Origin of the sequence: Veillonella sp. 3913 (assembly GCF_003992235.1) — a bacterium.
Taxonomy (GTDB): Bacteria; Bacillota; Negativicutes; order Veillonellales; family Veillonellaceae; genus F0422.
The window spans coordinates 255,628-281,090 of sequence record NZ_RQVF01000001.1 but is presented as its reverse complement, the minus strand read 5'-3'; the positions used below and the strand labels follow the sequence as shown (position 1 = coordinate 281,090).

The following is a 25,463-nucleotide window of genomic DNA, read 5'->3' as shown; positions in this document are numbered from 1 at the left end:
CATATGATAACTGATAAAGGGCAACTTTGTATAGGTATACTATGAAAAATCGTATAATATTTTGTACAGGTGGTGCCCGTAGTGGCAAAAGTGAGTTTGCAGAAACACTAGCTTTATCTAAAGAAGGACAAAAAGGATATATTGCTACAGGGCAAGCTTATGACGAAGAGATGAAGCATCGTATTCATTTACATCAAGAACGACGGAAAATGATTTGGAACAATTATGAAATCCCTTGTGCCATTAGTAAAGAGATTCAACAAATTTTAGGTGAATGTTCTGTGGTATTAGTAGATTGCTTAACGATGTGGACTACTAATCTATTATTAGAAGATGGTGAATTTACATCTCAGGAAGATATAAATTGCCGTGAAAGAGCTATACTTTCAGAAGTACAAGCTGTACTTGATGTGATTCGATCCTACAAGGGAAACAATGAAAAGACGGTTATTTTTGTGACCAATGAAATTGGCTTAGGTATTGTTCCAGAGAATAAATTAGCTCGTATTTTTAGAGATATTATGGGACGTGTCAATCGAATGGTAGCAGCAGAGGCTGATGAATCATATATGACAATCAGTGGTATGACAATAGATATAAAAGCATTGGAGGTAAGCAACCATGGCTAAAAAAATTATGTTTCAAGGTACCAGTTCTAATGTAGGTAAAAGTATTTTAGCTACAGCAATGTGTCGCATTTTACATAATAAGGGATATAAAACAGTACCTTTTAAAGCACAAAATATGGCGTTAAATTCCTATGTTACCAAAGCAGGGGATGAAATTGGGCGAGCCCAAGTAGCACAAGCGGAAGCAGCAGGTTTAGAGCCTATTGTACAAATGAATCCCGTCCTATTAAAACCTACAGGCAATCAGTCCTCTCAAGTTGTGTTAATGGGCAAACCGGTAGGTGTGTATAGCGCTAGAGAATACCATACAAAATACTCCTTAACAGCCTTAGATAAAGTAAAAGAAAGTTTACAATATCTTGATGAAAATTTTGATATGATTGTCATTGAAGGTGCCGGTAGCCCTGCGGAAGTCAATTTAAAAGCTAATGATATTGTAAACATGCGTGTTGCCAAGTTAGCAAAGGCTCCTGTAATGCTTATTGCAGATATTGATCGTGGTGGTGCTATCGCATCTGTGGTGGGTACTTTAGAATTATTAGAACCAGATGAAAGAGATCTAGTAAAAGGTATTATCATTAATAAATTCAGAGGTGATGTCACATTATTACAACCTGCATTGGATTTTATTGAAGAAAAAACAGGTAAAAAAGTAGTAGGTGTAGTACCGGCGATAGAAAACCTTGATATTGATGAAGAAGATTCTGTAGCATTAGAAAGTAAATATAGAGGAGTATCTAAGGAGATTACGATTGCGGTCATGCAAACTCCTAAAATTTCTAACTTTACAGACTTTGATGCTCTTGCCTATGAACCAGATGTATCTGTTCGTTTTGTGAAACAAGGGGAGCCAATTGGTCATCCAGATATGGTAATTTTACCAGGCTCTAAAAACACATTAGCTGACTTATCGTACTTGCAGGAGCATGGCTATGATAAAGATATCCACGACTTAGCAAATGCTGGGGTACCTGTATTGGGTATTTGCGGTGGTAATCAAATGCTGGGAGAAATGCTTTATGATCCAGAAGGGATTGAAGGGGATATTCCTGAATTAAAAGGATTAGGGTTGCTTCCAACAGCTACTACTATGAAAACTGAAAAATTAACACATCAAGTTTGTTTTGATGTAAAGGATTTATCTTTCTTAGGTACTAACTTTAGTGGTGAAAATCTTGTAGGCTATGAAATCCATATGGGAGATACACAGCCAGTAGGAGCAGGAGAACGTTGTTTCCATATTCAAAAGCGTAGTGATACTAAGGTAGATGTGATCGATGGTTTTGTCACTAGTAATGGTCAAGTGATGGGCACATATATTCACGGCATTTTAGATAATGATGGATTACGTCGCTCAATCCTGAATGCATTGCGTACAAAAAAAGGATTAGAGCCATTAGATATTGTATTCCGCTACTTTGAACATAAAGAAGCTGCCTATAATCGATTAGCCAAGATTGTAGAAGAACATTTAGATATGGAATATATTCAATCATTATGGGAGCAAGACTAATGGAATGGTTTATACACCATCTTCTTTATTTTATTCCTTTAGGGGCACTTTTGTTAGATACTTTAGTGGGTGACCCTAGAAGTAAATACCATCCTGTTGTTTTAATTGGTAATTGTATTTCTTTCTATGAACATCTATTGTATAAAAAGAATACTATGGCAAGGAATCAAATACTATTAGGGATATCTACTGTATTACTAGTCTTAATGACTGTGATGGTCATTGTTACAGGGCTCCTATTTATAGGAGGGACCATACATCCAATCGGCTATTTCATAGTATCCTTATTGTGCCTATACATTGCTATTAGCCCTCGTTGTTTAGCAGAGGCAGGCATAGAAATTGCTAATTTGTTGAGAAAACAAGATATATCTGAAGCACGCCGTAAAGTGGGATGGATTGTAGGTCGTAAGACTAGTGAACTTGATGAAAGTGAAATTACTCGTGCTACCATTGAAACAGTAGCGGAAAATACAGTAGATGGCATTATTTCCCCTCTATTTTGGTTTGTCCTATTAGGTCCATGGGGAGCTATTGGATACCGAGCTATTAATACGATGGACTCCATGTTAGGCTATAAAAATGAGCGCTATTTATACTTTGGTCGTTTTGCAGCCCGCTTAGATGATGTAGTTAATTATATTCCTGCACGTATTACTTGTGTTTTATTTGTGACAGCTTCTTTTCTCTGTGGCAAAGATTGGAAACATGCCATCCGTATAGCCACTCGTGATGCGCATAAACATCCTAGTCCTAATGGGGGCTATGCAGAGGCTCCCGTAGCAGGGGCTTTACATATTCGGTTAGGTGGACAAAATGTGTATCATGACAAAGTCACCTTTCGGGCCTATATGGGAGACCCTATAACATCTATGGTAGGGAAACACATTTATCAAACTATATATTTGATGTATACTGTTTCTATCTTGGGTGTTGCGTTAACAATGGTCAGTACGTATGTAATTAATCAATGGTAGAGGTGGCAAATGAAAGGATTTTTTGTAGGACTTCAGTTTTTAACACGCTTAAAAATTGTAAACCAAACAGAGTGGAAAGTAGAAGACTTTGGAGCATCCGTTACCTATTTTCCCTTAGTAGGTCTTGTCATTGGTGTCTTTATGTGGGCTTTTTATGCCTTAGCAAATTCGTATATTCCGATATCCTTACTGATGCTTATGTTAGTTATCTTTGAATTTCTATTTACTGGTGGACTTCATGCAGATGGATTTATGGATACCTGTGATGGCTTATTTTCAGGACGAGATCGGGAACGTAAATTAGAGATTATGAAAGATAGCCGAGTAGGGAGTAATGGAGTAGTAGGCTTTGTATTTTTAACCCTTTTAAAATGGCAACTATTAGTTAATTTACCAATCTATGTAGTCCCTTTAGTCTTGGTCAGTATGCCTCTGTTAAGTCGATATACTATGGTGATTAGTATTCAAAAGTTTCCTTATGCAAGACCAGAAGGAATCGGTAAATTTTTTGCAGACAATGCTCCTAAGTATGCTTTGCCAGTAGCGACCCTATTAGCATTATTACCTATATTGTATTATGAGTGGTTATATGTATACTTATTTGCTATTGCCCTCTTAGTTAACCTTATCATTAACTCCTATGTGACAAAACATTTAGGAGGGACTACAGGGGACACGTATGGATTTGTATGTGAATTATCAGAAATTTTTATCATTTTAGGCGCAATTATTGTAAGTGTTATATAAATGAAAGGAGGAAGTAGAGTTGGCATTTTATGTAAGAACGCCAGGCACTTGTGGAGAATTTATTCAAGGCTCCATAAAAGGACAACGATTTCTAGTAACCTGTCCTATTAATCGCTATTCTTATGCCATTGGTGATGTACAATATCCACTTCCTCTTTCATCGATTTCTTTACAGTCAAAGGCCTATCAAGCTTACATCACGGTATTGGATACATTGGGAATCGATCGATATACGGCGAAGCCTGTATATTTACATTCCGATATTTTACAAGGAAAAGGATTGGCTTCTAGTAGTGCAGATATTAGTGTAGTAGCTATGGCTACAGCAAAAAGTCATGGCTACGATCTTTCTATGGAGCAATTAGCCTCTATCTGCTTATCAATCGAACCTACAGATGCTCCCTTTTACCCTGGTATTGTTCAGTTCGACTATCTAAATGGTACATGTTGTGAATTATTAGGCACATGTCCACCGATTCGTATCGTCATGTTTGATGAAGGCGGTACGATAGATACAGTACAATTTAATCATCAGCAAAATTTAGATGCTTTAATTGATGAAAAAGAAGAGTTGATGGTAGAAGCTTTAGCAAAATTTAAAGAAGGTATACATAAGCATAATATGAAACTTATTGGTGAAGCCTCTACCATTAGTTCTTTCGGCAATCAACGTATTTTGCATAAGGCAAACTTATATGCATTACATCAAATTGGAGTGGAGTGTAATGCTATAGGAACGATTATTGCTCATAGTGGAACTGTACTGGGATTGCTATTTCCCCCAGACTCACCAAGTATTGTACACTGCTTGCAACAAGTAAAGCAGGAATTGCCAAATCTTACCTTCATGGATATAGTGGAAACCACGAATGAAGGAATTACTTTCATGGAACGATAAAGGAGGTTATGATGGTGAAAAAAACGAATGTGCATGGTGGTAATGTGCATAAAGCGAGTCGACTATTAGGTACTTCCTTAGATCAGATTTTAGATTTTAGTGCCAATATTAACCCTTTGGGTATGAGCGCCAAGGGGATGGATGCTATGAATGAGGCATTTCAACATGTGATACATTATCCAGATCCAGACATGACGAACCTTTTTGCTATCACGTCCGAATTGTGGGATATGCCAAAAGAATACATTGCTTTCGGTAATGGTGCAGCTGAATTAATCTATGCCATATGCCGATTGCCAGAAATAGAAGCTGTGTATGTGCCAGCTCCTGGATTTTCAGAGTATAGCCATGGTGCTCATTCGTGTGGCCTACCAGTCATAGAATATGAATTACAATTTGATGCGGATTCATTTTGCTTTTCCTATCCTTTAACAACGATATTACATGATTTAAATCAGTCTAAGCATCGCTTAGTATTTATTGGGAATCCCAATAATCCATGTGGCACCTTGTGGAAACATGAAAGTCGTGAATTAATTGAAGTTTGCAAGAAAAATGGTCACTATCTAGTGTTTGATGAGTCATTTGTTGATTTTTTAGGGGATGACTATTCTATGCGAAACTATGTGAAAGAGTATGACAATGTGATAGTTGTACATTCTTTAACTAAGTTTTACGCAGTTCCCGGTCTACGTATTGGGGCGATGATGGCAAATCCTATGATTATTAACTTCATTAAATCTCATATTCCATCTTGGACTGTAAATCATTTAGCGCAAATATATAGTGAAAAAGCCTTACAAGATACAGACTATATACAAGAGACTCGGACAGTACTAAAACAAGAAAAAGAATGGCTATATAAGAAGATTGTACAGATGGATGTATTACAGTGCATTGAACCATCTGTGAATTATACTCTCTGTCATCTAGATGATCAGTATTCTTTAGAAGATATGATTCAGCACTTGTATCATCAATCTATATTAATTAGAGACTGCTCTCACTATACTGGGCTAGGCCCCAATTGGTTTCGTATCGCTGTCAAAACAAGAGAGCAAAATGAACAATTATTGCAAGCTTTACGAGCATATTTTACATTATAACAGGAGATACTATGATACAAATTTACTTTGTTCGCCATGGTGAAACGGATTGGAATCATCTAGGAAAGCACCAAGGATTTAGTGATATACCTTTAAATGAAAAAGGTATGGCCCAAGCTGTAGATGTGGGTGATGCCTTACGAGATGTTCATTTTGATAGAGCTATCGTTTCAGACCTAGTAAGAGCTAGGGTTACATCTGAAGAAATTCTAAAAGGACGGTATATTCCTACCACTTTTACAGAAGGATTACGGGAAATTAACTTTGGCGACTGGGAAAGCTTAACATATTCTGAAATTAATGAACGCTGGCCTGGCCAAATCGAAGCTATTTATGAAGATCCATCAGAGAAACCAATTCCTAATGGGGAGACAGTAGAAATGGTGCAAGAACGTGCCTATACTCGTTTATTAGAAGAGTTAGCGCGTATGGAGGATGGTGAACGGTTATTGGTAGTTTGTCACGGAGGAACCATACGTACATTATTATGTGCATTAACGGGTATTCCACTGAATTGTTTATGGCGGTTAGCACAGGGGAATACAGCCGTTAGTGTGGTGGATTTCTGGGGTGACCAATCTCCTTATAATCGTATTTGTATATTAAATGATACATCTCATACTCATGTGAGAGAAGGTGGTTACGGTGAGGATTGATAAGTTTTTAGCCCATAAGGCTTTTGGTACAAGAAAAGAAGTGCATGATTTAATCAAACAGGGTCTTGTAAAGGTAAATGATAGTATTGTTAAGAAAAAAGACATGCATATCAATCCTGATGTAGATGTGGTTACGGTTCAAGATCAAGTTGTACAAGCACAATTAGAATATTATATTAAATTTCACAAACCAGCTGGATATGTAACAGCTGTAGAAGATTCTACAGATCCTACTATCATGGAGTTACTTCCTGAAGAGTTTCAAACTTTGAAGGTATTCCCTGTGGGACGACTTGATAAAGATACAGAAGGGTTGTTATTATTAACCAATGATGGTCCTTGGGCTCATAAAATTATTCATGGCAAAAAAAATATTGGTAAAACTTACTATGTAGAATATAGTGGGGCTTTATCAGATGAAGGCATACAACGTATACAAGCTGGTATAGTTTTAGGGGATGGTACAGAGTGTAAGCCGGCAGAACTATCGCTTCACAATGATGAAGGAGTGATGAATGAGTTTGGTGAAATCATTCACTCCTGTGAATTGACTATTTACGAAGGGAAATATCATCAAGTGAAACGTATGATCGGTGCCTGTGGTGGGACGGTAACGTACTTACAACGCATTGCTATCGGTAGAATTACCCTTGATTCTATTGAAGAAGTGGGCACATTCATAGATTTAACAGAAGAAGAAAAAGAAATTGTTTAATCGAATCTATTCAATTTGTCATATCTATGCATTATATGGTATCATTAGTTGATGCTTTTTAAGGAGGCGAGATGATGAATGGATTAGCAACTTTACAAGGATTCCTACAAGAAGAATCATACGGGGGCGCTATTCTTATTAGTCCTATTAATCTGCATTATTTTGCTGGCTTTACAGGAACTACAGGGGTTGCCCTTGTAACGCCTAACAAAGCGTATATGATAACGGATAGTCGTTATACAGAACAGGCAAAAGAACAATGTGAAGGATACGAAGTAGTAGAATATACAGGTGATGTATATGAAACAATTAGGGACTTACTAAAACGTTCAAGTATTGGTTTAACTACATGTTGCTTTGAAGGAAACTATATGAGTGTCGATGTATTTCAGCAAGTTTGTGATACATTGAATGAAACAGAATTTTTATCCTTCGATTTTGCTAGCCTTCGTATAGTGAAACGAGAAGATGAACTGAAATATTTACGGCAAGCGTTTAATATTGCAGATGAATCATTTGCAGCTATGTTACCACAGCTAAAAGTGGGGATGACTGAAAACGAGGCACGTATTATTCTAGAAACAGAAATGTTACGACGTGGATCTAAAGAGCCATCGTTTGCAACTATTGTTGCTTCTGGTTATCGTTCTAGTATGCCTCATGGGGTCGCTAGTGATAAAGTGATGGAGCTAGGCGATTTTATTACCTTTGACTTTGGTGCTATGTATAAAGGATATCATTCAGATATGACACGCACTATCGTATTAGGTAAGGCTAGTGATGAACAAAAAGAGTTGTACTCTATTGTGTTAGAAGCACAACAACGTGGTGTTGCATCTATAAAAGAAGGTGTAACTGCTTTAGAGATAGATTCAATTTGTAGAGACTATATCAAAGAACAAGGATATGGGTCAAACTTTCGTCATGGCACAGGTCATGGGGTAGGTTTAGATATTCATGAATTACCAGTGGTATCACCAAAATCAAAAGATATATTAAGATCCAATATGGTAGTCACAGTAGAGCCAGGTATATATCTATCAGGGCATATGGGATTACGTATTGAAGATACAGTTATAGTTACTAAGGAGGGTTGTGAAGTTCTCACAAAAACTCCTAAAGATTTAATAGAACTAGATGTGTAATGGAGGGATTTATAATGATTTCCAGTAATGATTTTCGTCCAGGCGTAACTGTCGAATTAGATGGTAATGTATGGCAAGTAGTTGACTTTCAACATGTTAAACCAGGTAAAGGAGCAGCTTTCGTACGTGCTAAATTGAAAAACCTACAAACAGGTGCTGTGGTAGAGCGTACTTTCAATGCTGGTGAAAAAGTGCCAAAAGCTCATGTTGACCGTCGTCGCATGCAATACCTATATGAATCTGATGGAGCATATACTTTCATGGATAATGAAACATATGACCAAACTGAATTAACAGTAGATCAATTAGGGGATGCTAAAAACTTCTTGTTAGAAAATATGGAAGTATCCATTATGTTCTTCCAAGGTATCGTAATCGGTATCGATTTACCAGTAGCTGTTGAGTTACGTGTAGTTGAAACTGATCCTGGTATCCGTGGTGATACTGCAACTGGTGGTAATAAACCTGCTACATTAGAAACAGGTTATGTTGTAAAAGTACCTTTATTCATCGAAGTAGACGATGTATTGCGTGTAGATACACGTACTGGACAATATATTGAACGTGCTTAAACCACAGATTTGATCTTTTAACAACTAGTATAGTATTGTAATTAAAAGCATTTGTTGGCCTGTGGTAGGACGACAAATGCTTTTTTGGTAAATATATGGAAGATAATCGCTTTTTTGAAGGACTGATACAGTTCGACCATTCTGTTTATGAAATGATTGCTACCATGACAGCATTGGAAACTAAAGGTGTTGCGGGTATGAGTACAACATTTGGAGATACGGTCAGTAGCATATTTGGCAGAAAAAATGCCATGGAAGGTGTAAAAGTACAAGTTTTAGAAGATGGATCATTGCAAGTATCTCTACATATTGCAGTGTATTATGGATATCGCGTCCCAGATATAGCCTTGCGTTTACAAGAGCGAGTAAAAAGTGCTCTTGTTTCTATGGCAGATGCTACTGTGAATAGTGTGGATATTTATGTGCAAGATATAATTTTTGAAAGTACCATATTATAGAGGATTTGTATGTCAGATCATTTAGAAATTGAAATTACAGATGCCGTTATTTTAGATGTCACTGCAAGAGTATTGTCATCTTTCGATGAAATACACTCCATGAGCAAACGATTTTTTGATGGTGTTGTAGATGGTATCTCACAAAAACTAGGGCAAAAAAGTTGGCCTGGAATGAATGTTAAACATAAACGAGATAGCTTTGGAGAGGCTTTTATAGAAATTAATTTATATCTTCGTTTATATTGTGGATCTCATCCATTAGAAGTGGCACGACAAATACAACAACAAGTGCGGCAAGATTTACGAAATATGTTAGACTTATATCGTGTTCGTGTAGATGTACACATTGACGGTCTAGAAAGAAGGGAACCTAATCATGAATCATCGTAGGTTAGCAAGAGTGTTTGCATTTGAAACTATTTATGCAGATACATTTTCAGAAGAAATAGTTGAGGAGGCAGTTTTAGATACCACTAAAATGCAAGGAAAAGCCAATCAATTTGCAAAACAATTAATTGCAGGTGTGCGTAGTGAAAAAGAACAATTAGATGCAGCTTTACAAGAATTTTCTCCTAAACGTAAAATGGAACGTTTTCCTAAAGTAGAACTTACTATTTTACGTATGGCAGCGTGGGAGCTATTACATCCACAAGAGGATACACCAGCAAAGATTGTTATTAATGAAGCTGTTTTATTAGCGAAAGAGTTTGGTGGAGAGACTTCCTATAAGTACATTAATGCTATCCTTCATAATTTAGCTAAATCGAGACAATAACATGACCTATTATTTAGGAATAGATACAAGTTGTTATACTACATCTTGTGCAATTGTTGATGAGGAAGGTAGATTAGTACAGGAAGTTAGAAAACTGTTAGAAGTACCGCAGGGGAAACGAGGATTACAACAGTCACAAATGGTGTTTCAACATACTCGTGCTTTAGGTGAACTGATTCAGTCTTTACATTTGGATCAACCCATTTCAGCTATCGGTGTCAGCGGTTTTCCAAGACGAGAAGAAGATTCCTATATGCCGGCATTCTTAGTAGGTCTTAATACAGCAAAATCACTGGGACATTGTTTACAAGTTCCTGTACATGTATTTTCTCATCAAGAGAATCATATATGGGCAGCCTTACGTGAAATTGGTGAAATTCCAGAAGGTCCCTTTTTAAGTTTACACCTTTCTGGAGGAACCACGGAATTTGTTCTTTGTGAACGCATTTATAAAAGTGGTTTTAAAGTGCAAATAGTAGGTGGCTCTGATGATATAGCAGGAGGCCAGTTAGTAGACCGATTAGGTGTTTTAATGGGCTTAAAGTTTCCAGCGGGCCCAAGCATGGAAACATTAGGAAGGCGTATTAAATACAATGTAGACTCGGTGCTCCCTGTATCAGTAAAAGAATCTACCATTAGCTTTGGTGGGCCATATAGCGCTGGACAACGCTGGTGGGAATCATTACAACATGGGCCTATAGATTGGACTGATAGGGAATCATTTAGTACAGAAAAAAATGCACAAATCTTGGCAGCCTCTGTGTTCCATTGTATTGGAAATTCCCTAGAGAAAGCCTTATCTCATATTTTAACAAAACATAATATTACAACCTTAATTACTGCCGGTGGTGTCATGGCTAATACCTACTTACAAGATCGTTTAGTTCATTGGGGACACCATCATGATTTAGATGTGTTATGTGTATCCTCTAAATATAGTGCAGATAATGCCTCAGGTAATGCCTATGGAGCAAAGGTTGTTGAAGGAGAATAGAATGGATGCTTACTCCGTTGGAGAATTAAATAAAATTATTAAGCAAACCGTAGAGGGAGAATTTCTCTTAAAGAACTGTATTGTTGAAGGTGTTATCTCTAATGTAAAACGTCATAGTACAGGACATTATTATTTTTCTCTCATCGATGATACAGGCTCCATTGATATGGCTATGTGGCGTTCTAAAGTGCAACAACGTGGCTTGGAAGGTGCCCTTGAAAATGGTTTGTTAGTACAAGTACGAGGAAACATTAGTTTTTACGAAAAAACTGGTCGTTTAAGTTTTATTTGCGAAGATATTCGTATTGGTGCCAAAAGTGACTATCAAATTGCTTATGAGAAATTAAAACAAGAGCTATATGCGTTAGGGTATTTTGACGAACGGCACAAACAACCTTTGCCACCTGTACCGAGTTGTATTGGTGTTGTTACTTCTGCATCAGGAGCAGTTATTCACGATATTTTACATGTAGCATCCCATCGCAATCCATTAGTAACATTTAAAGTATTTAATGTACCTGTACAAGGACCTACAGCGGGCCCTGTTATTGCTCGTGGTGTAGCTATGGCAGATGCTGACCCAGATGTAGATGTAATTATTGTTGGTCGTGGTGGTGGCTCTATGGAAGATTTATGGTGCTTCAATGATAGAGCTTTAATAGAAGCTATATTCCAATGTACAACACCGGTTGTGTCTGCAGTAGGTCACGAAGTAGATTATACACTATGTGATTTTGTCGCAGATGTAAGAGGGGCAACCCCAAGTCATGCTGCAGAATTATCTATCTATCCACTGTTGGACTTACAAGAAGAAGTACAGCAGAAATTAGACTTTATTCACAATACTGTGCAGTATCGTATTCAAAAAGAAAAGCAACAGTTATTTTCTATTGCCAACCGCAAGATTATTGTACCTGCCATGAACTTGGTGCATCAACAGAGAAATATATTACAACGTTTTGAACACCTATTACATAGTGCAATACAAAAGAAATCCCAAGATGAATCACGTAAATTAGCTATATTAGCGACTCAATTAGATAACAAAAATCCTTTAGCTAAGGTCATTAAGGGATTTGCAAAAGTTGATCTTAATGGTACTCCATTACAAACGATTCAAAGTGTACAAATTGGCGATACATTAGATATACATATTCAAGATGGATCTGTGAAAGCGACTGTACAGGAGGTAACACATCGTGGCTAAATCTATAAAAAATTATGAAAAGAAATATACAGCCTTAGAAGAAGTAGTAAAAAAATTAGATGACGAAAGCTTATCTATGCATGAATTGTTAAAAACCTATAAAGAAGGATTAACATTAGTCAAAGAATGTTCTGATTTATTGCAACTTGTAGAAGAAGAAATTGAACAAATAATTGAAACTGTACAAGTAGATACGAATTAGGAGACAAAGTACGTTTTTTTAGGTATAATAGAATTAGAATATTTATACAAAAATTATTATCTTTCAAAGAATTGAGGATATTATGTTAAAAGAGTACTTGCAACAAAGCAAAGCAGACATTGAAAGTTATTTATCCTCTGTATTAGAATCACCTAATACGGAATATGCTCGTTTATACGATAGCATGAATTATAGCTTATTGATGGGTGGTAAAAGAATTCGGCCTATTATTACAAAAGCTGTCATTGAATCTTTAGGTGGATCTTGGGATGCTTATAAAGATGTAGTGTGTGCTATAGAATTGATTCATACCTATTCTTTAATTCATGATGATTTACCAGCTATGGATAATGATGATTATCGTAGAGGAAAACTAACCAATCATCGTGTATATGGCGATGGTATGGCTATTTTAGCAGGAGATGGATTATTAACCTATGCCTTTGAATTAGTTAGCAAACACACAACATTATCTGCAGAACAAGTAGTGCAAATTATTCATGTCTTAGCCAAAGGTGCAGGGCCTAGCGGAATGGTAGGTGGACAAGCTTTTGACCTACAATCAGAAGGAAAATTCCTACCATTGGATGAATTAGTAGTTCTTCACAAAGGTAAAACAGGAGCATTATTTACTGCAGCTGTTGAAATTGGTCTGATTATTATGGAGGCCACAACATCCGTAAGAGAGGCCTACCTACGATATGCTGATCATTTAGGTTTATTATTCCAAATTACCGATGATATTTTAGATGTAGTAGGCACACAAGAAGAATTAGGTAAAACTCCTGGCAGTGATGAACGTCAGCATAAAGCAACCTATGTATCTATTTTAGGATTAGATACTGCTAAAGAACGAGCTCAAGAGGTGGCTAATCTAGCATTAACAGCGTTACATGATTCCAACTGCACATCACCTGTTCTTGAAGGTCTAGTCCAATATTTAATGGATCGCACACAGTAGGAGACACGTATGAGTCAAAAAGAACGTCTTGATATACTACTGGTGCAACGTGGTGTATTTGAAAGTAGAGAAAAAGCCAAGGCTGCTATTATGGCGGGGCTTATCTTTTCTGGTACACAGAGATTGGATAAAGCTGGTACTAAAGTTTCAGTAGATACACATTTGGAGGTAAAAGGTAATACCTTACCATATGTAAGCCGTGGTGGCTTAAAGTTGGAAAAAGCCATCGAGTTATATCCTATCGATCTAACGAATGCCGTAATGGTAGATATTGGTGCTTCCACAGGAGGGTTTACAGACTGTGCCTTACAGCATGGAGCAGCCAAAGTGTTCGCCATTGATGTAGGGTATAATCAACTAGCCTGGAAGTTACGACAAGATCCTAGAGTCATTAATATGGAAAAACAAAATATTCGCACCGTTACTCCAGTACAATTAGGGGAACTTAGCGATTTTATTTCCATAGATGTAGCATTTATCTCTTTGGATAAAGTGTTACCTGTAGCGACTACTTTACTTAAAGATACTGGTTCTTTAGTAGCTTTAATCAAGCCTCAGTTTGAGGCTGGTAAAGAACTAGTCGGTAAAGGTGGAATAGTACGTGAGAAATCCACACATAGATTGGTGTTAGATCGTATCTTGCACATTGCTAAAGATTGTGGGTTATATTTACATGGACTAACCTATTCTCCCATTAAAGGAATGGAAGGAAATATTGAATTTTTAGGATATTTTACAAAACAAGCAGAGGGTTCCTTAGACATTACTGAAGGGCTTATTACAGCCACGGTAGAGGAGGCTCATCGATTATAGGAGGATCTATGAGAATCGGTTTCTTTCCTAATATGAAAAAAGAGAATATTCGAGATATATTATCACAAGCAATTACCTATTGCCATACATATGGTATAGAAGTCTATATGCCTAAAGAATTAGAACATCATGATGTATATGCGTTGGGGATAGAGAAATCTCACTTATTATCACGACCAGACATATTTGAACATTTGGATATGGCATTTAGCTTTGGTGGTGATGGTACAATTATTCAATTAGCCCGTCAAATTTACCCATATAATGTACCAATTTGTGGCATTAATTTAGGGGAATTAGGTTTCCTAAATCAAATAGAGCTTGAAAACTTAGAGATGGCCATTGAAAGAATTAGTAAAGGCGATTTTTATGTGGAAGATCGCATTCATTTAGTGGGAACTTTGCATACTCCAGAAGGAGAACGCGTGCTGCGTCCTGCTATTAATGATATTGTTGTATCCCGCTCAGAACCGGGTAAAATGGCTCGCATTAATTTGTCGATTAACGGTGGACATACTCAAATGTATCCTGCTGACGGTTTAATTGTAGCATGTTCCACTGGGTCTACAGGGTATAACTTATCTGCTGGAGGTCCTATTATGGCGCCAGATAATCGCTCTCTTATAGTAACACCGATTGCCCCTCATTTATTGCAGGGCGTATCTTTGGTGCTAAAAGAAAGTGCAAAGATTGATATTACTATGCCAGAGCGTCAGAAAAATCTACATATCTCTGTAGATGGCACTTTTGATTACGAATTTAGTAATACTGACTCTTTACATATTGAAGCACATCCACAATATTGTAAATATGTGCGATTTAAAGATCAAAAATTCTTTGCTACCTTGTTTAAAAAGTTGACCGCACGATCTAAGGAGGTTCTATGATTCCTCTACACCATAGTGTAGAATTTCAGCATCACTTATGGTTGGACGCCCTAGTTACAGCTAGAACTATTGTAGATATTACTTGTGGCAATGGACATGACACAGTATATCTATTGTCACATTGTCATGAAAATTCTCATGTATATGCTATTGATATACAAGAAGTAGCGCTAACAAGGACGAAAGAAAAGCTTTTGAAAGAGCTTCCACAGGCTATAAAACAAGTGGATTTCATATTGGGGTCACATGATAGTGCACTGGAAACACTTCCTGTATCTACTATCGATTTAATGGTAGCTAATTTGGGGTACTTACCGAATGCAGACCATCAAATTATGACACAATCTGTATCAACAATTAAAGCTTTATCAAAGGGATTAGAAAAACTTTCAGTACATGGATTATGTACCATTGTAGCGTATCCTGGAACAGAAACTGGTCGTAAAGAGGCAGAAGATTTAGAAGACTATATAGCTTCTATTAGTCAAAAAGATTTTCACTGCAGTACATGGCGACCATTAAATCAAGCGAATCAACCGCCTATTTTATATATTATTCGTCGGAGGAAATAATGAAACGTTTTCGTTATAATAAGATAAAAGAAATTATTCAAACTAAGGCTATTGAAACACAAGAAGAGTTAGCGCAAGCCTTGGTAGAAGAAGGGATTACCGTTACACAAGCAACAGTATCACGTGATATTAAGGAATTGATGTTAATTAAAGTTCCTACAGGGGATGGACGATATCGATATGCCTTATCTCCAGAAGAAAATATTATGTTATCTAGAACACGCATCAATCGCTTGTTCCAAGATTCTATTTTGCGTATTGACCACGTATTGAATCAAGTCGTATTACATACATTACCTGGTTCTGCGCAATCAGTAGCCTTTGCTATTGACCATGCAAAATGGCATGAAGTTATAGGTACGATTGCTGGAGATGATACAATTTTATTGATATGTAATTCTGTAGAAAGTGTAGAAATGGTATTGGACCGTATTCAAGACTTAATGAGGGATTAATATGCTAGTACGCATGGGGATTAAAAATTTTGCCCTCATCGAACATATGCAGCTAGAGTTTGCCAAGGGCATCACAATTTTTACTGGAGAAACAGGTTCTGGTAAATCTATATTGATGGATGCGTTTTCTATTCTATTAGGAGAAAGAGCTAGTAGTGAATTTATTCGTCATGAGAAGGATTCTTTTCTGATTGAAGGCGCTTTTGATATTGCAGGAGATACAGCATTACAAGAGTTATTAGTAAATAAAAATATTTTAGTAGAAGAAGATACTTTAATTTTATCTAGAACTTTTAATCGAAACGGTAAATCACAAATTTTAGCTAATGACCAAGTGATTCCATTGAAGGCATTACGTGAAATCGGCACCTATTTAGCAGATATTCATGGTCAATATAGTAACCAACAGCTCTTATTACCGGATACACATCATATCTATTTAGATACGTATAATGATGATGCCACGAAGGCTTATGAAAATTACGTAGTAGCCTATACTGACTATGCCAGTGCAAAGCGACAATTAGAAACATTGCGTGAAGAGTCGGCACAAAGAATTCGTGAATTAGATATGTTGCGCTTTCAGATTGATGAAATTGAAGAAGCCCAATTACAAACTAATGAAGATACAGCTGTATCTGAAGAATTAGAGAAATTAGATAACTATGAGCATCTTCAATCTACAATTTCTAGTTGTTATGATGGTATCTATGGGGGTAGAACTCCGCTTATTGATGGCTTGAATAGTATAACTAATGAAGTGACTGATCTTGTAAAATATGATAAGGATATGGAAGAAATAGCTGAGTTATTGCGATCTGCGTATTATCAATTAGAAGAAGCTGGACAAGCTTTAGATAGATACCGTGATTCCATTAGCTATGACGAAGAACGCTATTATTACTTACAAGAGAGAGATACGCTTATATACAATTTAAAACGTAAATATGGAGATACTATTGAAAAAATTTTAGCCTTTGAAGAAATGGCACAAACGCGATTAGAATTACTAGAATCAGAGGAAAGTGAAGAATCGCAGTTAGTGGAACGCGTGGAAACCTTACAAACACAAGCGGTACAAGCTTTAGAAAGGCTTACAAAAATACGTTATGCTCATCATAAAGAGATTACTGATGCCTTACAGCAAAACTTAACTCAATTAGGTATGCCAAAGGCAAAGTTAGAATTTGTCATAGAAGGTACTGAGATTTTATCTCCTTTGGGAGCGAGCCGGATAGAGCTATTGTTTTCTGCCAATGCAGGGGAAGCTTTATTACCACTACATAAAGTTGCCTCTGGCGGTGAATTAGCGCGTATCGCCTTAGCTTTTAAATCCGTATTTAATAAAGCAACTCGTAAGACATTAGTATTTGACGAAATTGATGTAGGTATTAGCGGTGATATAGCCTTACAAGTGGCTAAACAAATTCTACAGTTAAGTTCTGGTAATCAGGTATTCTGTATTACTCACTTACCACAAACAGCAAGCGTGGCAAAACAACATTATCATCTACACAAGGTAGAAGAAGAAGGTCGAACTATTTCTAAAGTTACCATCCTTTCAGAAGAGGAACATGTTGCACAAATTGCCCGTATGATGTCAGGCCAATCTTTCTCAGATACAGCCTTAGAAACAGCAAAAGAAATGATTCAATACTTTCAACAGGAATTACTCTAGGAGGAACAATGAAAGTTTTAGTAAATGGAGCAGCTGGCAAAATGGGCCGTGAGGTTCTAAAAGCTGTTCATAATGATACAGAGTTAACCTTAGTGGGGGGGGTAGATCCTAGCCATGGAGGTAAAGATGTTAGTGAATTTATGGGCACTAGTCCTTTAGACTGTAAAATCTACAGTCAATTAGAGGAAGCTATTGAAGCCGTACATCCAGATGTGATTGTGGACTTTACAACGCCAGCCATTATTTTTGAAAATGCAAAACTTATGCTAACAAAAGGAATTCACGTTGTGATTGGTACAACTGGTCTTACAGAAGCACAGCGCCAAGAATTAGATTCCATTGGTAGAGCACATAATGCGAATTGTTTGGTAGCTCCTAATTTCTCGTTAGGTGCGGTGATGATGATGAAAACGGCAGCCGAACTAGCTCCGTATTTTCCAGATGTGGAGATTATTGAATTACATCATAATCATAAATATGATGCACCTTCTGGTACAGCTGTATTAACGGCTAAATTGATCAATGATGCAAAACAAAAAGCCAATGTGAAAGCTGCTGAAGATTTAACTCGTGAGAGTCTACCAGGTGCTCGAGGTGCTAAGGTGGATGATGTGACAATTCACAGTGTCCGTTTGCCAGGTTATGTGGCACATCAAGAAGTTATTTTTGGTGGATATGATGAAACATTGGTGATTCGTCATGATTCATTAAGTCGCTTATCCTTTATGCCTGGTGTGGTATTAGCTTGTAAAAAAATCAAAGATTTTGCAGGCTTAACTTATGGATTAGAACATTATTTATAATTCTATATTCTATATAATTCTTGCTAAAGAAAAACTTAAATAGTATAATACATATAACTATACATTAAGTTATTAATATTAAGGAGTCACTATGAGAAAACCTCATTTAGCCATATTAGGTGCTACTGGTGCAGTAGGACAAGAGTTTATTACATTAATTGAAGAACGTAAATTTCCTTATGAAAGCATTAAACTATTAGCATCTGCTCGTTCTGCGGGTAAAGTATTGACAGTAGATGGAAAAGAGTATGTGGTGGAAGAGGCAAAACCAGAATCTTTTGAAGGTGTAGATATTGCTTTATTTGCAGGAGGTTCTATTTCTAAAACATTGGCTCCAGAAGCTGCTAAACGTGGTGCTATTGTTATCGATAACTCCAGCGCTTTCCGTATGGATCCAGACGTTCCATTAGTAGTACCTGAAGTAAACCCAGAGGATATTGATACACATAAAGGTATTATTGCTAATCCTAATTGTTCTACTATTATCATGGCTTTAGGATTAAAGCCATTGCATGACTTATCTCCTATTAAACGTGTTGTTGTCAGCACATACCAAGCTGTATCTGGCGCTGGCAAAGAGGGGATTGAAGAATTAGATTCCCAAGTAGCTCAACATGTTGCAGGGGAAGATATGGTAGCTAATTTATTACCTACAGGCTCTATGGACAAACATTATCCAATCGCTTTTAATTTAATTCCGCAAATTGATGTATTCATGGAAAATGGATACTCTAAAGAAGAAATGAAAATGGTATTGGAAACACAAAAGATTTTCCATGATGACACTATTGCTGTAGTACCGACTACAGTACGTGTACCAGTATATCGATCTCATTCTGAATCTGTATTAGTAAAGACAGAGTCTCCAGTATCTGTAGAAGATTTCAAAGCTGCTTGTGAAAAATTCCCTGGTTTACGTGTGAACGATAATCCAGCAGCACAAGAATATCCAATGCCTTTATATACATCGAATCAAAATGATTGTGAAATCGGCCGCATTCGTAAAGATTTATTTAACGAGTATGCTATGAATTTTTGGATTGTAGGAGATCAAATTCGTAAGGGCGCTGCATTAAATGCATTACAAATTGCAGAATACTTGGTAGAATATCAATCTTTCTAATTATATATTTCAGGGGGTGCTAAGATGACAACATTTGGAAATATCTTAACAGCAATGATCACTCCTTTTACTGACGATGGTCATGTAAATTTTCAAGAAGCACTACGTCTAGCCGGATACTTGTTGGACAATGGTTCTGATGGCTTAATTGTATGTGGCACTACTGGTGAAGGTCCAAATATTGATGATCGTGATAAACTTGAGCTATTTACATTAATCGCTAAAGAGTATGGTCATCGTGCTACCATTATTGCGAATACAGGTAGTAATTCTACTAAAAAATCGATCGCTTTAACGAAGGCTGCTAGCCATACTGGTGTTCATGGCGTGATGGCTGTAGTACCATATTATAACAAACCCAATCAAGAAGGTTGTTATTTACATTTTAAAGCAGTTGCAGACAGTACTGATTTACCCGTTATGCTATATAATGTACCGGGTCGAACAGGTGGTCGTATAGAACCGAAAACAGTAGCTAGATTAGCAAAGGAATGCCCTAATATTACATCTATTAAAGAAGCTACAGGTGATATTAGTATTACTCAACAAATTCGTGCATTACTACCAAGTGATGATTTCATGATTTATTCTGGTGATGATGCATTAACATTAGATGTGATACAAAATGGAGGAGCCGGTGTTATTTCTGTGGCCGCACATATTGTAGGAAATGAAATGCAAGAGATGATAGGATTATTCAGACAAGGAAAGGTAAAAGAAGCAAGAGCTATTGAGCTATCCTTGGTACCTATCTTAAAAGCTATGTTTATTACCACAAATCCTATTCCTGTAAAATATGCGATGAAGCAATTAGGATTTACAACAGGGCCATTACTATTACCATTATGTGATCCATCTGTAGAAGAAGCGCAGATCATCGATGCAGCTATAGAATCATATAAACAATAAAAATTTAAAAAGAAAAAGATAGTAGTCTTATTAAAGACTACTATCTTTTTTTTTAGTATATTAGATTAAATATGGTCACGAATGAGCCCAATCACTCGACCTTCAATCACACAATTACGTGTGATGATAGGCTCAAACTCTTCGTTTTCTGGCATTAAACGAATATGGTCAGACTCTTTATAAAAGCGTTTTACAGTGGCTTCATCATCAATTCGAGCAACTACGATATCCCCATTGTTGGCAGTGGATTGATTGCGAACGATAAGCAAATCACCTTCATACATACCGATATCGCGCATGGATTCGCCACGAACACGTAATAAGAAGCATTCAGAGCTACCTAATAGAGCAGTAGGTAATACGAACTCATCTTCACGGTTTTCAATAGCTGTTACAGGAAGACCTGCTTGTACAGTTCCAATCAAAGGGACACGACGAAGGCCAGCCTCTAAAAAATTAAATTCAGGGCTTGACGTAACTTCGTGAGTTTCTTCATCCATTTCTAAAGCAGGTACATCAGGCATATTTACAACGGTAATAGAGCGATTCTTATTAGCATCACGAGTAATATAGCCAAATTTTTCTAATGTATTTAAATGACTTTGAACAGTAGAAGTGGAGCTTAACCCCATATGATCGCCAATTTCACGAACACTTGGGCAGCGATAGCGCTGTTGTAAACTTTCAATAATAAAATCTAATATTCTTTGTTGTTTGCTATTTATATCAGTGGCAGGACGTCTCAAGGGAATAACCTCTCATTCTACAGTATTATGGAACTTAATTTATATACACCTATTATAAATTTAATATCGAAAATTGTCAAATATGCGTTCTAAAAAATTATGCTTGACCGAACATTTGTATGTGTGTTAGAATGTGAACATAAACAAACAGATGTACTATTTATTTTGTTCGATATTATTAGAGAGAGGTATATATTATGAATAAATTATTTTCTATTTTAGTAATGGTAGCTATGGTATTTGTAGTAAATGGTATGATTAATACTACAACATTAGAGATGGATACTCAAAATATTAAAGCTGTACAAGTAGATGCTGGGGACACCTTATGGAGTATCTCTCAAAAGGCATTGGCACAAACTGAAGATATTGATATTCGCGAGTATATCGTAGCGATCGAAGAAATTAATCATTTACAACATGGTAAGGCATTACGTGCTGGAGAAACTTTAATGATTCCTACACTGAAAGAAAAAACTATGTTCGGTTTTATTACAGCTTGGGCAAATAATTAAATTATAGCATGTGTATGTTCGGTAAAATATTAAAATATATATATTGAATGATAGAATAAAAAGACTGTATATCCTATGTATTATTCATAGGGGTATGCAGTCTTTTTGTCTGTTCTTTCTCATGTTTTGGAGACAGAATTGTATCTGATTATTTTCTGTATTATATAGTCTATGTACGATTATATAGAGATTCAATATACATCATTTAACTCAAGTAATATGTAGTTAATATGGTGCTATTTAGACTTGAATATAGAAGATATAGGATTATCTACAAATTTATTGGCTTCATTAATGTATCTCCGTACCATATTGACACTATGATGACGTGTTTGTTTCATTATATTACGTTCTTCTACGCCATAATGGGCGGCTGTAGTAGCAAATCCATGACGTAGACTATGAGCTCCATATAAGGATGGATCTGCACCAATAGCTGCTATATAGTATTTTACAATATCAGCAATACTTTTATCACTGATAGCCGTTTTGCGTACACTCATACTTTTCGTAAATCCCCGAAAAATAGGTCCTGTTGTAATAGGCACAAAGCGAAGCCATGCTTTGACAGCCTTTACGGCACATAATGAGTCATTTTCGATGTAAGGTATGGCAACAATAGCACCTTGTCCTTCTTGGTCGGCTTTTGAACTGGATACGAAGATTTCTAGACCTTGTGGCAAAAACTTTAATGATTCTACAGTTAAGGCAGATAATTCGCTACGTCGAAAGGCTCCCATAAAGCCTAATAATAAAATAGCTTTATCACGTAGTTTTTGTATAGGTGCTATATCGGCAGTTTCCATATATTCTATGATATCCATAAGATCATCCAGTAGTACAGGAGTTTTACCTTGCTGGTAAGTACCTAAGGATCGACGAATACCTCGCATCGCTTGTTTAACGATAGGAGCACTACAAGGATTACTTTCAATACCAGAAGCATTAAAGTTTTCCGATAAGGCGCTAATACGACGTGATATAGTATTAGCCTTAGCGTAATCAGCTAAATCATTAATATAATTGACAATAATTTCTGGTGAACTAGGAAAAAAGGATTCTTGTTTATGTCGACACCAATCCACAAAATCCATCCAATCAGATTCGTAGGCATCTACAGTATTTTCTGCTTTGGATAATAGAATACTAGACTTAGCCTTATCGCTAAGCTTGGAGTTGTTCATAATCTCTTTATAATTGCGTAAATAGAAGTGTGTATTAGATTGACTCATAAGCACCTCAAATGTACTATATAGAGATATTGGTACCTATATAGCTATTTTAAACCAAAAAATTACTTCCGATAATATATCGTTATCGGAAGTAATTATATCATAACCCAAAACAAATGGCAAATATGCTGTATTATAAGCTTTTTAAGAACTCTTTCAATATATTCCAAGTAGTAACAAAACTTTCTAGCTCCATACGTTCTGTAGGTGCATGTAAGTCATGAATATTTGGTCCAATGTTAATAGCATCTACAGGGCCTTGTAAATTATCTAACATGTAGCCAACTTCAAGACCTGCATGGATTACATTGAACTGCAAGTCTTTAGTGCCTGTTACAGATTCATAAGCCTTTTGATAGGCTTGTTGTAATGGACTATCAAATGTGGGTAGCCACCCTGGATACGGGCTTTCAAGGGACGTCGTAGCACCATGAGTTTCTACCAATTTCGATAACCCTTTGTAATGAGTCTCTAAATTCTTCGGATCGGTACTGCGTACTTGCATTTTAAGGTATACTACATCATCTGTCATACCCAAAAGACCAATATTATTAGAGTACCATACTTCATTCGGATTTCCAGGAGCATGTTGTAACACCCCTTGTTCAATTCCTTGAATAAGAGCACATAGTTTTTGTACAGTGTCACCGCTGAAAGCTCGTTCCATGGTGATAGCATCTAAATCTAATTCCACTAAATCTTCACGATTTATTTTAGGAACAACAGATAAAGAAATTGTCATATTTTCGTTAGCCTTAGCATAGTGAGCATTCCACTTATCTTGTTCTTCTTGTAAAAGAACTTGCACATATGGCACATCTTGTAAATGTAGATACACATCAGCATAGGCACGTAATGGGATTGCATTAGGCGCACTGCCACCGCTTACTTCTGTAATACGGATATTGTGTTCTCCAGTAATACGTTCTAACACCTTAGATAGAATGTAAATGGCATTACCCCGCCCTAAATGGATATCACAACCAGAGTGACCACCTTTTAAGCCTTCAATGGTAATTCTGCGCTTTGTCATTTCATTATTCACAGATACTTGTGCAATAGGCAATGTTACGGTAGAACCATGACCGCCAGCACTGCCGATGGTCACTTCATTCATACATTCTCCATCCATATTGATGAGACGTTTGCCTTGTAAATGACTGTAATCTAATGTTTTTACACCTTTGAAAGTAGTTTCTTCTTCTACAGTGAATACTACCTCTAACGGAGGATGTGGAATCATTGTAGATGCTAAGATAGCCATGCCATAGGCTACAGCAAATCCATCATCTGCACCTAAGGTGGTTCCATTAGCATGTAAGATACCATCCTCTACACGCAAAGCGATAGGACTGTTAATAAAGTCATGCTCCACAGACTCTAATTTCGTGCACACCATGTCCATATGACCTTGTAAAATCACTGGTTCATGATTCTCATAACCTTTTGTGCCAGCTTTTTTAATGATTAGATTATACTGTTCATCTTGGAATACATCTAAGCCCAAGTTTAGCGCCCAGTTCTTTATATAGTTAGAAATAGCTTGTTCATGCCCAGATTTTCTAGGAATATTAGCGATTTCTTGAAAGTAATGCAGAATATTATCCACATTATATTGATTCATGATAGTTTGTTCTATTGACACTTGTTCCTCCTAGATTAGTCAATATTTGGCCAACCTAATTCTTTACCGCCCATCAAATGTGCATGTAAATGGAATACAGTTTGACCTGCTTTCGCACCTGTATTTAATGTTAAGCGATATCCATCAGCAGCAAGACCTAATTCCTTTGCAACCAATTTAGCAAAGGGTAAGATACCTTCCACATAGGCTTCATTATTTTCATTTAAATGCGCAATATTAGACACATGGTTTTTAGGAATGATCAACACATGCACAGGTGCTACGGGAGCAATATCATGGAATGCTAAGAATTTATCATTTTCTAATACAACCTTAGCTGGAATTTCTTTATTAATAATTTTACAAAATAAGCAATCTTCTTTCATGGGAGTCCCCTTTCTTATCTACTGTATGATACTTACATACTATGATATTAACTATATCAAAAATATTCTATATAGTCTATTATTTCTTTCTAAAAATATTACTAGTTTCACCATCAGATGTTTTCCAATAATCCCAACTGCTAGATGATGAGCCTTCTAACAAAT

30 protein-coding genes are annotated in these 25,463 nt (G+C 36.6%); 26 read left to right on the top strand and 4 right to left on the bottom strand.

Annotation, left to right across the window (positions count from 1 at the left end):
- Window positions 1–41: 41 nt before the first annotated feature.
- The 25 genes from cobU to dapA all read left to right on the top strand — a co-directional run bounded on the left by cobU (window position 42) and on the right by dapA (window position 20,795).
- A complete protein-coding gene (cobU, locus tag EO113_RS01450) occupies window positions 42–629 on the top strand; it encodes a bifunctional adenosylcobinamide kinase/adenosylcobinamide-phosphate guanylyltransferase (RefSeq protein WP_062402824.1) in 588 nt (195 codons plus the stop codon).
- Window positions 622–2,142: a cobyric acid synthase gene (locus EO113_RS01445; RefSeq protein WP_127135334.1), complete on the top strand. Its 1,521-nt coding sequence runs from the start codon at window positions 622–624 to the stop codon at window positions 2,140–2,142. The genes cobU and EO113_RS01445 overlap by 8 nt, the downstream gene beginning before the upstream one ends.
- Window positions 2,142–3,119, top strand: coding sequence for an adenosylcobinamide-phosphate synthase CbiB (cbiB, locus tag EO113_RS01440; protein WP_127135333.1), 978 nt, complete (start codon window positions 2,142–2,144; stop codon window positions 3,117–3,119). Before EO113_RS01445 ends, cbiB begins: the two co-directional genes overlap by 1 nt.
- Before the next feature lie 9 nt (window positions 3,120–3,128).
- Window positions 3,129–3,866, top strand: coding sequence for an adenosylcobinamide-GDP ribazoletransferase (cobS, locus tag EO113_RS01435; RefSeq protein ID WP_127135332.1), 738 nt, complete (start codon window positions 3,129–3,131; stop codon window positions 3,864–3,866).
- Window positions 3,867–3,885: 19 nt separating this feature from the next.
- Entirely contained in the window at window positions 3,886–4,764 is an 879-nt protein-coding gene (locus EO113_RS01430) for a GHMP kinase (protein WP_127135331.1), read from the top strand.
- Window positions 4,765–4,772: 8 nt separating this feature from the next.
- On the top strand, window positions 4,773–5,870 hold the full coding sequence (gene cobD, locus EO113_RS01425; RefSeq protein WP_127135330.1) for a threonine-phosphate decarboxylase CobD: 1,098 nt from the start codon (window positions 4,773–4,775) through the stop codon (window positions 5,868–5,870).
- An 11-nt stretch (window positions 5,871–5,881) separates the two neighbouring features.
- Window positions 5,882–6,526 (top strand): histidine phosphatase family protein, encoded by a 645-nt coding sequence (locus EO113_RS01420; protein WP_126940291.1) that lies wholly within the window; start codon window positions 5,882–5,884, stop codon window positions 6,524–6,526.
- Window positions 6,516–7,241: a pseudouridine synthase gene (locus EO113_RS01415; protein WP_126940292.1), complete on the top strand. Its 726-nt coding sequence runs from the start codon at window positions 6,516–6,518 to the stop codon at window positions 7,239–7,241. The genes EO113_RS01420 and EO113_RS01415 overlap by 11 nt, the downstream gene beginning before the upstream one ends.
- A gap of 74 nt (window positions 7,242–7,315) precedes the next feature.
- A complete protein-coding gene (locus EO113_RS01410) occupies window positions 7,316–8,386 on the top strand; it encodes a Xaa-Pro peptidase family protein (protein WP_126940312.1) in 1,071 nt (356 codons plus the stop codon).
- Between the two features lie 14 nt (window positions 8,387–8,400).
- Complete coding sequence (gene efp / locus EO113_RS01405; RefSeq protein ID WP_126940293.1) at window positions 8,401–8,958, top strand: elongation factor P; 558 nt, start codon at window positions 8,401–8,403, stop codon at window positions 8,956–8,958.
- A gap of 95 nt (window positions 8,959–9,053) precedes the next feature.
- Window positions 9,054–9,416 (top strand): Asp23/Gls24 family envelope stress response protein, encoded by a 363-nt coding sequence (locus EO113_RS01400; protein ID WP_126940294.1) that lies wholly within the window; start codon window positions 9,054–9,056, stop codon window positions 9,414–9,416.
- 9 nt (window positions 9,417–9,425) lie between these two features.
- The gene (locus EO113_RS01395) at window positions 9,426–9,806 is read left to right on the top strand and encodes an Asp23/Gls24 family envelope stress response protein (protein ID WP_126940295.1); all 381 of its coding nucleotides are present in this window, start codon (window positions 9,426–9,428) and stop codon (window positions 9,804–9,806) included.
- Entirely contained in the window at window positions 9,793–10,191 is a 399-nt protein-coding gene (gene nusB, locus EO113_RS01390; RefSeq protein WP_126940296.1) for a transcription antitermination factor NusB, read from the top strand. Before EO113_RS01395 ends, nusB begins: the two co-directional genes overlap by 14 nt.
- Before the next feature lies 1 nt (window position 10,192).
- Complete coding sequence (locus tag EO113_RS01385; protein WP_126940297.1) at window positions 10,193–11,185, top strand: metallohydrolase; 993 nt, start codon at window positions 10,193–10,195, stop codon at window positions 11,183–11,185.
- Between the two features lies 1 nt (window position 11,186).
- Window positions 11,187–12,392 (top strand): exodeoxyribonuclease VII large subunit, encoded by a 1,206-nt coding sequence (gene xseA, locus EO113_RS01380; RefSeq protein WP_127010438.1) that lies wholly within the window; start codon window positions 11,187–11,189, stop codon window positions 12,390–12,392.
- On the top strand, window positions 12,385–12,594 hold the full coding sequence (gene xseB, locus EO113_RS01375; RefSeq protein WP_126940299.1) for an exodeoxyribonuclease VII small subunit: 210 nt from the start codon (window positions 12,385–12,387) through the stop codon (window positions 12,592–12,594). Before xseA ends, xseB begins: the two co-directional genes overlap by 8 nt.
- 82 nt (window positions 12,595–12,676) lie before the next feature.
- Window positions 12,677–13,555 carry a polyprenyl synthetase family protein gene (locus EO113_RS01370; RefSeq protein ID WP_127135329.1) on the top strand — a complete coding sequence of 293 codons (879 nt, stop codon included), beginning with the start codon at window positions 12,677–12,679 and terminating at the stop codon, window positions 13,553–13,555.
- 9 nt (window positions 13,556–13,564) lie between these two features.
- Window positions 13,565–14,368: a TlyA family RNA methyltransferase gene (locus EO113_RS01365; protein ID WP_126940301.1), complete on the top strand. Its 804-nt coding sequence runs from the start codon at window positions 13,565–13,567 to the stop codon at window positions 14,366–14,368.
- An 8-nt stretch (window positions 14,369–14,376) separates the two neighbouring features.
- Window positions 14,377–15,255, top strand: coding sequence for an NAD(+)/NADH kinase (locus EO113_RS01360; protein ID WP_126940302.1), 879 nt, complete (start codon window positions 14,377–14,379; stop codon window positions 15,253–15,255).
- Window positions 15,252–15,827: a class I SAM-dependent methyltransferase gene (locus tag EO113_RS01355; protein WP_127135328.1), complete on the top strand. Its 576-nt coding sequence runs from the start codon at window positions 15,252–15,254 to the stop codon at window positions 15,825–15,827. Before EO113_RS01360 ends, EO113_RS01355 begins: the two co-directional genes overlap by 4 nt.
- Window positions 15,827–16,282: an arginine repressor gene (gene argR / locus EO113_RS01350; protein WP_009353250.1), complete on the top strand. Its 456-nt coding sequence runs from the start codon at window positions 15,827–15,829 to the stop codon at window positions 16,280–16,282. Before EO113_RS01355 ends, argR begins: the two co-directional genes overlap by 1 nt.
- Window position 16,283: 1 nt before the next feature.
- On the top strand, window positions 16,284–17,960 hold the full coding sequence (gene recN, locus EO113_RS01345; protein WP_127135327.1) for a DNA repair protein RecN: 1,677 nt from the start codon (window positions 16,284–16,286) through the stop codon (window positions 17,958–17,960).
- A gap of 8 nt (window positions 17,961–17,968) precedes the next feature.
- On the top strand, window positions 17,969–18,763 hold the full coding sequence (dapB, locus tag EO113_RS01340; RefSeq protein ID WP_126940305.1) for a 4-hydroxy-tetrahydrodipicolinate reductase: 795 nt from the start codon (window positions 17,969–17,971) through the stop codon (window positions 18,761–18,763).
- Between the two features lie 91 nt (window positions 18,764–18,854).
- Window positions 18,855–19,886, top strand: coding sequence for an aspartate-semialdehyde dehydrogenase (locus EO113_RS01335; protein WP_127135326.1), 1,032 nt, complete (start codon window positions 18,855–18,857; stop codon window positions 19,884–19,886).
- Between the two features lie 24 nt (window positions 19,887–19,910).
- On the top strand, window positions 19,911–20,795 hold the full coding sequence (gene dapA / locus EO113_RS01330; RefSeq protein ID WP_127135325.1) for a 4-hydroxy-tetrahydrodipicolinate synthase: 885 nt from the start codon (window positions 19,911–19,913) through the stop codon (window positions 20,793–20,795).
- A 65-nt stretch (window positions 20,796–20,860) separates the two neighbouring features.
- Here dapA and lexA read toward each other — a convergent pair whose 3' ends face one another.
- The gene (lexA, locus tag EO113_RS01325; RefSeq protein ID WP_126940308.1) at window positions 20,861–21,541 is read right to left on the bottom strand and encodes a transcriptional repressor LexA; all 681 of its coding nucleotides are present in this window, start codon (window positions 21,539–21,541) and stop codon (window positions 20,861–20,863) included.
- Window positions 21,542–21,738: 197 nt separating this feature from the next.
- Between lexA and EO113_RS01320 the strand changes: the two genes are divergently transcribed.
- Window positions 21,739–22,056, top strand: coding sequence for a LysM peptidoglycan-binding domain-containing protein (locus tag EO113_RS01320; protein ID WP_062402758.1), 318 nt, complete (start codon window positions 21,739–21,741; stop codon window positions 22,054–22,056).
- 236 nt (window positions 22,057–22,292) lie between these two features.
- Here EO113_RS01320 and EO113_RS01315 read toward each other — a convergent pair whose 3' ends face one another.
- The 3 genes from EO113_RS01315 to EO113_RS01305 form a co-directional block, all read right to left on the bottom strand.
- The gene (locus EO113_RS01315) at window positions 22,293–23,288 is read right to left on the bottom strand and encodes a site-specific integrase (RefSeq protein ID WP_127135324.1); all 996 of its coding nucleotides are present in this window, start codon (window positions 23,286–23,288) and stop codon (window positions 22,293–22,295) included.
- A gap of 133 nt (window positions 23,289–23,421) precedes the next feature.
- A complete protein-coding gene (gene pepD / locus EO113_RS01310; RefSeq protein ID WP_127135323.1) occupies window positions 23,422–24,933 on the bottom strand; it encodes a beta-Ala-His dipeptidase in 1,512 nt (503 codons plus the stop codon).
- Between the two features lie 14 nt (window positions 24,934–24,947).
- Window positions 24,948–25,298 (bottom strand): histidine triad nucleotide-binding protein, encoded by a 351-nt coding sequence (locus EO113_RS01305; protein ID WP_127135322.1) that lies wholly within the window; start codon window positions 25,296–25,298, stop codon window positions 24,948–24,950.
- Between the last annotated feature and the right edge of the window lie 165 nt (window positions 25,299–25,463).

Bases quoted from the DNA above. Each gene is read 5' to 3' on its own strand.
- cbiB (WP_127135333.1), top strand. From the start codon at position 2,142: ATGGAATGGTTTATACACCATCTTCTTTATTTTATTCCTTTAGGGGCA.
- efp (WP_126940293.1), top strand. From the start codon at position 8,401: ATGATTTCCAGTAATGATTTTCGTCCAGGCGTAACTGTCGAATTAGAT.
- xseA (WP_127010438.1), top strand. From the start codon at position 11,187: ATGGATGCTTACTCCGTTGGAGAATTAAATAAAATTATTAAGCAAACC.
- EO113_RS01355 (WP_127135328.1), top strand. From the start codon at position 15,252: ATGATTCCTCTACACCATAGTGTAGAATTTCAGCATCACTTATGGTTG.
- EO113_RS01370 (WP_127135329.1), top strand. From the start codon at position 12,677: ATGTTAAAAGAGTACTTGCAACAAAGCAAAGCAGACATTGAAAGTTAT.
- EO113_RS01420 (WP_126940291.1), top strand. From the start codon at position 5,882: ATGATACAAATTTACTTTGTTCGCCATGGTGAAACGGATTGGAATCAT.
- cobU (WP_062402824.1), top strand. From the start codon at position 42: ATGAAAAATCGTATAATATTTTGTACAGGTGGTGCCCGTAGTGGCAAA.
- EO113_RS01395 (WP_126940295.1), top strand. From the start codon at position 9,426: ATGTCAGATCATTTAGAAATTGAAATTACAGATGCCGTTATTTTAGAT.
- argR (WP_009353250.1), top strand. From the start codon at position 15,827: ATGAAACGTTTTCGTTATAATAAGATAAAAGAAATTATTCAAACTAAG.
- EO113_RS01400 (WP_126940294.1), top strand. From the start codon at position 9,054: ATGGAAGATAATCGCTTTTTTGAAGGACTGATACAGTTCGACCATTCT.
- EO113_RS01445 (WP_127135334.1), top strand. From the start codon at position 622: ATGGCTAAAAAAATTATGTTTCAAGGTACCAGTTCTAATGTAGGTAAA.
- EO113_RS01365 (WP_126940301.1), top strand. From the start codon at position 13,565: ATGAGTCAAAAAGAACGTCTTGATATACTACTGGTGCAACGTGGTGTA.
- EO113_RS01315 (WP_127135324.1), bottom strand. From the start codon at position 23,288: ATGAGTCAATCTAATACACACTTCTATTTACGCAATTATAAAGAGATT.
- EO113_RS01305 (WP_127135322.1), bottom strand. From the start codon at position 25,298: ATGAAAGAAGATTGCTTATTTTGTAAAATTATTAATAAAGAAATTCCA.
- EO113_RS01385 (WP_126940297.1), top strand. From the start codon at position 10,193: ATGACCTATTATTTAGGAATAGATACAAGTTGTTATACTACATCTTGT.
- EO113_RS01410 (WP_126940312.1), top strand. From the start codon at position 7,316: ATGAATGGATTAGCAACTTTACAAGGATTCCTACAAGAAGAATCATAC.
- recN (WP_127135327.1), top strand. From the start codon at position 16,284: ATGCTAGTACGCATGGGGATTAAAAATTTTGCCCTCATCGAACATATG.
- cobS (WP_127135332.1), top strand. From the start codon at position 3,129: ATGAAAGGATTTTTTGTAGGACTTCAGTTTTTAACACGCTTAAAAATT.
- dapA (WP_127135325.1), top strand. From the start codon at position 19,911: ATGACAACATTTGGAAATATCTTAACAGCAATGATCACTCCTTTTACT.
- EO113_RS01360 (WP_126940302.1), top strand. From the start codon at position 14,377: ATGAGAATCGGTTTCTTTCCTAATATGAAAAAAGAGAATATTCGAGAT.
- nusB (WP_126940296.1), top strand. From the start codon at position 9,793: ATGAATCATCGTAGGTTAGCAAGAGTGTTTGCATTTGAAACTATTTAT.
- cobD (WP_127135330.1), top strand. From the start codon at position 4,773: ATGATGGTGAAAAAAACGAATGTGCATGGTGGTAATGTGCATAAAGCG.
- EO113_RS01335 (WP_127135326.1), top strand. From the start codon at position 18,855: ATGAGAAAACCTCATTTAGCCATATTAGGTGCTACTGGTGCAGTAGGA.
- EO113_RS01320 (WP_062402758.1), top strand. From the start codon at position 21,739: ATGAATAAATTATTTTCTATTTTAGTAATGGTAGCTATGGTATTTGTA.
- dapB (WP_126940305.1), top strand. From the start codon at position 17,969: ATGAAAGTTTTAGTAAATGGAGCAGCTGGCAAAATGGGCCGTGAGGTT.